General features: G+C 60.4%; 8 protein-coding genes. 5 read left to right on the top strand and 3 right to left on the bottom strand.

The window, feature by feature from the left end:
* Window positions 1–493, top strand: a 493-nt coding sequence (locus tag PMI14_RS22790) for a tripartite tricarboxylate transporter substrate binding protein (RefSeq protein ID WP_007857770.1), incomplete at its 5' end; no start/stop codon positions are given.
* A 304-nt stretch (window positions 494–797) separates the two neighbouring features.
* On the opposite strand, the gene PMI14_RS22785 is transcribed toward PMI14_RS22790, so the two are convergent.
* Window positions 798–1,775 carry a tripartite tricarboxylate transporter substrate binding protein gene (locus PMI14_RS22785; RefSeq protein WP_007857769.1) on the bottom strand — a complete coding sequence of 326 codons (978 nt, stop codon included), beginning with the start codon at window positions 1,773–1,775 and terminating at the stop codon, window positions 798–800.
* 24 nt (window positions 1,776–1,799) lie between these two features.
* On the bottom strand, window positions 1,800–2,837 hold the full coding sequence (locus PMI14_RS22780) for a porin (protein WP_007857768.1): 1,038 nt from the start codon (window positions 2,835–2,837) through the stop codon (window positions 1,800–1,802).
* A 303-nt stretch (window positions 2,838–3,140) separates the two neighbouring features.
* Between PMI14_RS22780 and PMI14_RS22775 the strand changes: the two genes are divergently transcribed.
* Both PMI14_RS22775 and PMI14_RS22770 read left to right on the top strand, forming a co-directional pair.
* On the top strand, window positions 3,141–4,133 hold the full coding sequence (locus PMI14_RS22775; RefSeq protein ID WP_007857767.1) for a tripartite tricarboxylate transporter substrate binding protein: 993 nt from the start codon (window positions 3,141–3,143) through the stop codon (window positions 4,131–4,133).
* Window positions 4,134–4,182: 49 nt separating this feature from the next.
* Window positions 4,183–5,244: a porin gene (locus PMI14_RS22770; protein ID WP_007857766.1), complete on the top strand. Its 1,062-nt coding sequence runs from the start codon at window positions 4,183–4,185 to the stop codon at window positions 5,242–5,244.
* A 102-nt stretch (window positions 5,245–5,346) separates the two neighbouring features.
* Here the strand turns inward: PMI14_RS22770 and PMI14_RS22765 are convergent, their stop codons facing one another.
* Window positions 5,347–6,111 (bottom strand): IclR family transcriptional regulator, encoded by a 765-nt coding sequence (locus PMI14_RS22765; RefSeq protein ID WP_052024465.1) that lies wholly within the window; start codon window positions 6,109–6,111, stop codon window positions 5,347–5,349.
* Window positions 6,112–6,599: 488 nt separating this feature from the next.
* Between PMI14_RS22765 and PMI14_RS22760 the strand changes: the two genes are divergently transcribed.
* Both PMI14_RS22760 and PMI14_RS22755 read left to right on the top strand, forming a co-directional pair.
* The gene (locus tag PMI14_RS22760) at window positions 6,600–7,577 is read left to right on the top strand and encodes a tripartite tricarboxylate transporter substrate binding protein (RefSeq protein WP_007857764.1); all 978 of its coding nucleotides are present in this window, start codon (window positions 6,600–6,602) and stop codon (window positions 7,575–7,577) included.
* Between the two features lie 144 nt (window positions 7,578–7,721).
* A complete protein-coding gene (locus PMI14_RS22755; RefSeq protein ID WP_007857763.1) occupies window positions 7,722–8,576 on the top strand; it encodes a metal-dependent hydrolase in 855 nt (284 codons plus the stop codon).
* The last annotated feature ends 1 nt before the right edge of the window (window position 8,577 follow it).

The following is an 8,577-nucleotide window of genomic DNA, read 5'->3' as shown; positions in this document are numbered from 1 at the left end:
GGGATCGGCCTCGCACCTGGCAGGCGAACTCTTCAACCAGCGTGCAGGCATCGACATGGTGCATGTGCCCTACAAGGGTGGGGCGCCTGCGCTGCAGGACCTGCTGGGCGAGCGCGTGGCCTCGTACTTCTCGGCCCCGCCCACGGCCATGCCGCATGTGGAGGCCGGTCGGCTGGTGCCGCTGGCCACGACCGGGCTCACACGGCCGGCCTATCTGCCGGGCATCCCCACGGTGGCGGAGTCGGGTTTTGCGGGCTTCGAGGCGCTCAACTGGTATGCCTTCGTGGCGCCGGGCAAGACGCCTGCGGCGATCCTGGACCGCTGGAACAAGGAGATCGTGGCCGTGCTGGGCGACCCGGCCGTGAAGGAGGCGCTGGACAAGCATGGCCTGACGCCCCAGCCCACGACGCGCGCGGAACTCACGGCCTTCATGCGGAAGGAATCCGCCCAGTGGGCCGCCATCATCAAGGAGCGCAAGCTGACGGCGGAGTAGGGGAGGCAGCTTCGCATACCGGCCCTGTCGGCCACTGCGCCAGCACCACGGCGCCGGGCGGCATCCCCCTTCTGGCGATGTGTCGGGCCGTCAAGCCGAGCGTTGCCTTGGGCCTCTCGCAGGGGCGATAGTGTTGCAATCTGCGTCGTTCGCCGGCATTCAGGGCGTTGAAGAATTGAACCATCGGCATCGCTTTCGCCAGCCCTTTCAGGGTGCACCGGCAAAAAAACACCGGGCAAGCCCGGTGCAACCTTGGATCTCGACTGTGCAGAGGTCAGCGCATGCTGCCCCCGCTTCAACCCACTCACTGTTTTGGAATGTTGGCTACCCGAATGATCTCGGTCCAGCGTTTAACCTCGCGTTCGTAAAAGCTCCACTGGTCTTGAGGACTGCCACCTTTCGCCTGAACACCAAGCTTCAACAATTTCTCTTTGACTTCAGGTGAGTTGAGGGCTGCATTGGTCTCCTTGTTCAAGCGCTCAATGACTGCGGCAGGTGTGTTCGCAGGGGCTGCGAAGGCGTTCCACGAAGCTACATTGAAGTTGGGCGCGCCACTCTCGGCAATGGTCGGGACGGCGGGCAGTGCGGTTGATCGCTGGTCTCCCATGACCGCAAGAGCGTTCAGCGTCTTGCCGGAGATCTGTCCCAGAACCGGTGCCAGGATCTCGATGGCGGCATCGATCTGTTCGCCTTGAAGTGCACTCGTCACCGCTGCCGAGCTGTTGAACGGCACGATGGTGACATCGATGCCAAGGCTGCGCCTTAACAGTTCCGCTGCCAGGTTCTGCGTGCTTCCGATATTGATCGTCCCGAGGTTCAGCTTTCCGGGATTCGCCTTGGCATACTCGATGACCGACTTGATGTCCTTGAAGCGTGACTTGGGACTTGCAATCACTGCGATGTCGAACGTACCCAGCATCGAGACAGGCGAAAAGCTCTTGAGCGGATCGAAGGGAAGCGTCTTGAAGAGACCTGCGCTGACGGCGTTGCCATTGGACATCAGAAGCAACGTATTCCCGTCTGGAGGGGCCTTGGCGACCGCATCAGCAGCGACGATTCCGCCGGCGCCGGGCTTGTTGTCCACGACGATGCTCTGGCCCATGTTTTCGGTCATTTTCTGGGCAACGACGCGGGCGGTGAGGTCGGCCACGCCGCCAGGACCAAAGGGCACTACGAGGCGAATCGGACGCCCTGGAGTCTGCGCAAAGGCCGCGGCGGACACCGCTGCGGTGGCTATGAGCAGTGCCAGGGGTCGCAGCACCAGCGTCTTGGAGAATTTCATCTTGGTGTTTCCTTGGTTCGGTCTTTAGAAGCGATGGCGGATGCCCAGTGCGAGGCTCGTTGCGGATGAAAAGCCGGTGAACTTGTCTTTCAGCGCAACTGCGTAGAGGTCGGTTCTCTTGGACAGGAAGTGGTCATACCCAAGACCTGCAGTTGTGCGGCTGGCATCCACGTTGGGGGCCTCACGGCGGGTATGTGCAACGGAAGCCATGACGTTGCCGTTGCCTAGGGGAATCCCCACACCAACTTGCGCAGTCTTGGTCTTCAGGCGCGTGTCTCGGGTGTCAGTCCAGAAGTATTGACCATAGACCTTGGCTGCAGTGAAGTCATAGGACATGCCGGTCATGGCCGCCTTTTCGCTGCCCATAGCCGCCGTCAGGCCCGGGCCAATCTTGACCTGCTGGGCAGATACGACGGCAGCGAATGCGCCATCGGCATAGTTGGCCGTGGCGTTCAAATTTCTCACGCCGCTGTCGTTAGCCACCTCCCCCAAACCGTAGGTCACCGAGCCGGTGAAGCCACCGAGGCGTGGCGTTGAATACTGGATGCTGTTGTCCCAGACGGTGTCCCCAACCACCGTGCGGTTGTAGTTCGCGCTCCACACATGCAAGAGCACAGGGCTCAGATTGGCCGAAGCAAGAAAGGGGTTGAATGCCCCAGTCGCGACATACATCGGATTGGTCTGTCTGCCGATGGTCAATTGGCCGTAGCCGTTCGAAAGGCCGACAAACGAGTTCCGCGAAAAGAATGGATCCGCAGTGGTCCGGCCCGCCGAGCCGCTGTCTACCTGGAGAAAGCTCTCCAGAACAAAGAACGCTTTCGCTCCTGAGCCCAGATCCTCCGTTCCACGGAACCCCAGGAAGGATGTCGTCAATCCCCCGCTGTTGACGTTGGTGGTACGTCCCGGCTGGTCACTGCGGCGCATCGATCCGACGTAGGTGTCCAAGGTTCCATAGATCGACACCGATCCGCCAGACCCGGAGGTTTGTGCGGCGACAGGGATGCCCGTTGAAATGAAAGAGAAGGCACACAGAGCCGTCAAAGTACCGATGCGAAATTTCATGGATGTCTCCTGGATTCTTGCTTTGAAAAGCGCGCGTTGATTGATGGCGCGGGGCAAACTGTTGCAGAAGGTGGTCCGTTCGGAAAGACTCCAAAGCCACAGGGAGGTATGCCTGTTTGGTATGAGCAATGGTGTCTCGTCCGAACGTGGAAACATGGCCTTGAACAGGGATTACCCGCGATCGTTCCACGGTGCGTAACGCCGTTGAACGCCTGGGCTGCGCCACCTAAGCTTTCGCCCTTCATGGCTGCCGAGCCGGCCGCCAATGCGATCCAACAATGAACAGATAACTGGAGAGATGCCGTGAATGCTCTTGCTTCGCGTCGCCATTGCCTGCTAGCCGCAATCGCTTCGCTTTCACTAATCGGGATGGGCGCACATGCGCAAGGGTTCCCTCAGCGCCCGGTCAAGCTTGTGGTGCCTTTTACCCCAGGTGGTTCGGCAGACATCCTCGCTCGCGCGGTGGGGCAGGAGCTTTCCAAATCGCTAGGTCAGCCCGTCGTCGTGGAGAACCTTGCAGGTGCAGGCGGAAGCCTGGCGACGGAGCGGGTCATGAGGGCCGCGGCAGATGGGTACACGCTGTTCATGGGCCACACCGGAACCCTGGCCGTAAACCCCCACCTCTATCCCAAACTCGCACTCAATCCATCGCGCGATTTCGCACCAGTGGCACTTGTTGCCCGGGTTCCGAATGTGTTGGTGGTGCATCCTTCGGTTGCTGCGCAGTCGGTCGCCGAACTTGTCGCCCTGGCCAAGGCGAAGCCGAACGAAATCTCCTATGGCTCAGGTGGGAATGGGAGCGCGGCCCATATCACGATGGAGTATCTGAAACTGCAGACCGGGACTCCCATGCAGCATGTTCCGTACAGAGGTACGGCGCCTTCGGTCAACGATCTGCTCGCAGGTCAGATTCAGGTCTTGTTCACGGGCAGCCCAGCACTGTTGCCCCATATCAAGTCCGGAAAGATGCGGGCGCTCGCTGTATCGAGCGCCAAGCGAGTGTCATTGCTTGCAGATGTTCCAACGGTGGCGGAGACCAAGGTCAAGGGCGCTGCTGGGTTTGAAGCCGATCAGTGGTACGGCCTCGTTGCTCCTGCCGGCACGCCCGCAGCGGTGGTGAAGCTGCTCAACGAGCAGGTGAACAAGGCGCTCGCGAGCCCTGATGTCGTGAAGCGATTTTCGACGGAAGGCGCTGAGCCTTCGCCGATTTCACCCACTGCATTCGGTGCGTTGATCGACAACGAAGTGAAACGCTGGGGAGTCGTTGTGGGCAACGCAAAAGTGACAGTGGACTGAGGCCCCTGTGCCCGCGCAGACGTGCAACAAATTACAAGGAAACAGAGACATGAAGAAGATTTTGATGGCTTCGGCCTTCGCGCTGCCAGTGATCGCCCAGGCTCAGAGCGGCGTGACCATTTACGGCATCACCGATGCCGGTGTCCGCCACACCTCCGGTCTATCGGCCGCGAATGCACCTGCATCCGGCTCGGCCACGGCCCTGCTCAGCGGTATCGACAACACAAGCCGTTTGGGCTTTCGTGGAGTCGAGGACCTGGGGGGTGGGATGAGGGCAACCTTCAACTTCGAAACAGGTCTCAACCTTGACACGGGTGCGACCGCCAACTCTGCAAAGTTCTTTGATCGCGCGAGCTGGGTCGGAATCGGCGGAGGTTGGGGAACCTTCGCATTCGGCCGCCAAACCAATCTTTTGGCTGACGCGATCTCTCCGGTGGATGCCGTCGGCATGCGATTTGCCAGCTTCAACCCCAATATCGTGAGCACTGCGCTGAGTTCGCACGGCCTGGGAATCGAGTATGGAACCACCGGTGCCAATACCGGTGCCTACCGCTTGGACAATTCGGTCAAGTACAGCATCACGGCGGGTTCCTTGACTGGCCGTGCGATGTACTCGCTGGGTGAGGTGAGCGGAAACTCCTCCGCCCAGACATCCATGGGACTGGGCGGTGTGTATTCGCAATCCGGATGGGTGGTTTCGGGCGCATACCAGAAGTTCAAGGCGGCCAGCGACCTGGAGTTGGATGGGTCAACTCTGGGCGTGGCGTATCAGTGGGGCACTGTAAAGTTAGCAGCCAACTGGGGTCGCAGCAAAGGCGAGACGTCCCTGACCGCGCAAACCGTGCAAGAGGTGTTTTCCACGGGCGCGACATGGTCCGTTACTCCACTGATCGACGTCACAGCGGCGTACTACCGTCTCGACAGGGAACGCAGCGGCAACGCCAACCGGGATGGCTATGGACGGGTGATCTTGTTCACGGAGTACAAGCTGTCCCGTCGCACGAAGCTGTACGCAGAGGCCGATCGCACCAACTGGCGCGGGGGGTATCAGGGCGCCGTGAACAAGGACCACGGCACCGGCATCTCTGCAGGCATCCTGCATACCTTCTAAGCGAGAGTCTGGTGAGCCTGGCTGAGGGCGCCGAAGTCGGATGCATCTTAGTTGCCAGCCGATGAAAGTGAAGGGCGGGCAGCAGCCCGACCTTCGGGTTCTTCATGGATGCCAGAAGCCTCTGAGGGAGCCTTTGTCACCCGGGAAATAGCGTGAAGCGGCCAGCGTTTGGGACAACCGGGCGGCGCTCGCCACCACGATGGGGGCGTGGCGTTCCAGCTCTACGGCAGCGGCTGCCTCGGCTCTGACGGTAATGCTCAGTGCTCCCAAAACCCCGTTGCGTGCAGCGAAGATTGGTGCTGCGAGGCTGGCCGCAGTGGCATCCGCTTCACCAACGGTGAGGTGGTATCCCCGGGCCCGGATGGCATCGTTGATCGCGCCTTTCTTTCCTTGGTAAGCAAGAATTACCTGCCCTGCTGATCCGCGTTCCAGCGGCAGTGACTCTCCGACGCGCGAGGTACTGACAAAGCCGTCCTTGCCTCGGACACGTAGCAGGCGAACGCGCCGGCCCTGCTCTATCGTGAAGAATGATGCGCTGTGCCCCGTCGTCTGCGCAAGCTCCTGAAGCGCAGGCTCGATGACATTGAGCAGGTCAAAGCTGCGTTGATACTGAGCTCCCAGCCGGGCCGCTGCAGGGCCAAGCCGCCAAGAGCCCCCCTCCAGCTGAACCAGGTAGTTAGCAGCTGCCAGGGTGCGGGCAAGCCGCAAGGCAGTGGGCTTGGCCAGGCCGGTGCGCTTGGCCAGTTCTGCCAGAGGCAACTGGGCATCGAGAACGTCGAAAGCGTCCAGCAGCGAAAGCGCCCTGAGAACGGCCGTTACGTGAGCGTCTGCGGTATTTGAGAGCAATGGCGTAGGGGCGGAGTTCATGGGGGTCTTGATAGGTTGCGCGCAAGTACCAACCGGGCTCGCATTGTGGGCTGGCATAGAACACTACCGAGTTCGGAAAAACACGTAGATCGGGGAGCGGTGCATAGACGTTCAACAAGTGGGCAAAAGTGCCACGAGCTTGCGGGTGGATCTGCGCCGCGCGAAGCGATTTGCAGGGCGCCTGGCGAACGCGATCGATAGTTCAACTCGCTCTATCAGCTAGCTGTTGGCGTGCCTAGCGTTGGAGCATGGGTAGACAGACAATGGACAACGCGCGCGACATGAATGGTCCTGCTCTTGCTGCTGACGGAGGGCCGAGAATTCTCGACACGGCTTCTCGACACTGCCATTGAGCGCCCATCTGCGAGTCGAGTCAACCGTGAATTTCCGATCGCTTGCGCGCGCGGGAGCAGAGCCCTCGCTCACTTCACATCACCCACTGGCCGTACAGCCTCACAGGCATCGCATAGCCATCCAAGGAGACATCGTTGACCCACAAACTTCCCTTTTCGCGCCGCACATTCGTCGCGATCGCAGCGTTGAGCATGGCGTGCGGTGCCATTGCACAAAGCTACCCCGAGAAACCCATCAAGCTTGTTGTCGGCTACCCCGCTGGTGGGGCGGTGGACATCATTGCCCGCACCATCGGGCAGTCGCTCTCCACTAGCATGGGCCAACCGGTGGTGGTTGAAAACAAGCCGGGTGCCGGCACCAACATCGCGGTCAAATCCGTCATCACCGCAGCACCCGATGGCTATACGCTGATGCTCGCGGCCAACGCCCTGGCTGCCAACATGGCCTTGTACCAGCCCGCACCATTCGATGCGGAGAAAGATCTGGTGCTGATTTCGCAAGTGGGCAGAGTTCCGGTAGTGATTGCAGCCAACCCCACTACGCCGTTCAACAACGTCAGCCAGCTGATCGCGGCGGCCAAGGCCAAGCCAAGCTCGATTGCATTTGCGAGTCCAGGCAACGGAGCCACTCCCCACATGGCGGTGGAGTTGTTCGCCAAAGCGGCCGGTATCTCCCTCCAGCATATCCCCTACCGAGGCGGTGGGCCTGCAATCACTGACGCCATCGGTGGTCAGATTCCGCTCGTCGCGGTGAATGCACTGGAAGCATTGCCACATGTGAAGAACGGCAAGCTCAAGGTCATTGCAGCGCTGAGTTCCGCACGCACCAGTATTTTCCCCGACACCCCAACGATCGCCGAGTCCGGCTACCCCGGCTTTGAGGCATCGGTCTGGTACGGCCTTGTGGCGCCTGCAGGAACCCCCAAGTCGATCACCGACAAATTGCATGCCGAAATCCAGAAGGCGTTGGGCACGCCTGAGGTCAAGTCCCGCATGTCGGGCGTGGGTGGTGAGGTCACGCCGGGTCCCGGCACGCAGTTTGCCAACCTGGTTCGCTCGGAACGCCAACGCTACGAGAAGCTCATCCGTGAGACTGGAATCAAGCCGGATTAGGCGACGCCCCTGCGCCGTTGTCGATGCGCTCTGAGGGCATGCAACGTGGCGGCAGAGGCCGGCGCTACCGAGCCTTCCGAGTAGCGCCTTTTCTGTTGGAGCAGGCCTTTTCCTGCTGAAGTTGCCAGAGTTTGGAGTGGACCCATGCGCCAAGGAATTCGGTTGTTGTTGAAAGCCGTCGTGATCGCCCTGGTACTGCCTTACGGATGTGCTACCAGTGTTGGCTCATCTGGCAGCGCAGATCTTCACAAAGCGGGGAATGTCGAGGTGCTGTGGCTGGGGCAGTCGGCATTTCGAATCAAGACCCCCTCTGGCAAGGTGATCGTCACCGACCCGTGGTTGATCCAGAATCCATTGACGCCCGCGAAATACAAGGATCTCGCAGCGCTTGGAAAGATCGACGTGTTGCTGGTCACGCATGCCCATGCCGATCATTTTGCCGATGCGCCTGCATTGGCGAAATTGAACAACGTGCCGATGTATGCACCGGGCGATATGAACCAGACCGTGGGCCTGCTGGGAATCCTTCCCCCGGCTCTTGCACCCAGGTTCAACAAGAGCGGTACCGTCACTCCTGTCGAGGGCATCAAGGTGACGGCGGTCCATGCAGAGCACTCCAGCATCCTCGTCTGGAAAAATCCAGTGACGGAGAAAGACGAGCCACATGCGGCGGGTGAGCCGGTGGGATTCATTATCGAATTGGAGAATGGCTTTCGGATTTATCACATGGGAGATACCGGCCTGTTCAGCGACATGAAGTTCATAGCCGAGTACTACAAGCCCGACCTGGTGCTGATGCCCATTGGAGGTCATTTCACGATGGGACCAGAGGACGCAGCGTACGCCACGCGGGAGTGGCTGCGCCCACGATTCGTGATACCCATGCACTACGGCGCGAATCCGCTGGGCAAGGGGCGGCCGGAGGACTTCATCAAGGCCATAGGCGAAAGCCGTACCCGGGTGCTTCCTTTGAAACCTGGCGAGGCGGCGACTTTCTGAA

Origin of the sequence: Acidovorax sp. CF316, from assembly GCF_000276605.1 — a bacterium.
Lineage (GTDB): Bacteria > Pseudomonadota > Gammaproteobacteria > Burkholderiales > Burkholderiaceae_C > Acidovorax.
Note: the sequence above shows the minus strand (reverse complement) of the source record. Positions and strands in the feature narration are given on the sequence as shown.

Excerpts from the sequence above, each read along its gene's own strand:
- PMI14_RS22785 (WP_007857769.1), bottom strand. The coding sequence starts at position 1,775 with ATGAAATTCTCCAAGACGCTGGTGCTGCGACCCCTGGCACTGCTCATA.
- PMI14_RS22780 (WP_007857768.1), bottom strand. The coding sequence starts at position 2,837 with ATGAAATTTCGCATCGGTACTTTGACGGCTCTGTGTGCCTTCTCTTTC.
- PMI14_RS22770 (WP_007857766.1), top strand. The coding sequence starts at position 4,183 with ATGAAGAAGATTTTGATGGCTTCGGCCTTCGCGCTGCCAGTGATCGCC.
- PMI14_RS22765 (WP_052024465.1), bottom strand. The coding sequence starts at position 6,111 with ATGAACTCCGCCCCTACGCCATTGCTCTCAAATACCGCAGACGCTCAC.
- PMI14_RS22755 (WP_007857763.1), top strand. The coding sequence starts at position 7,722 with ATGCGCCAAGGAATTCGGTTGTTGTTGAAAGCCGTCGTGATCGCCCTG.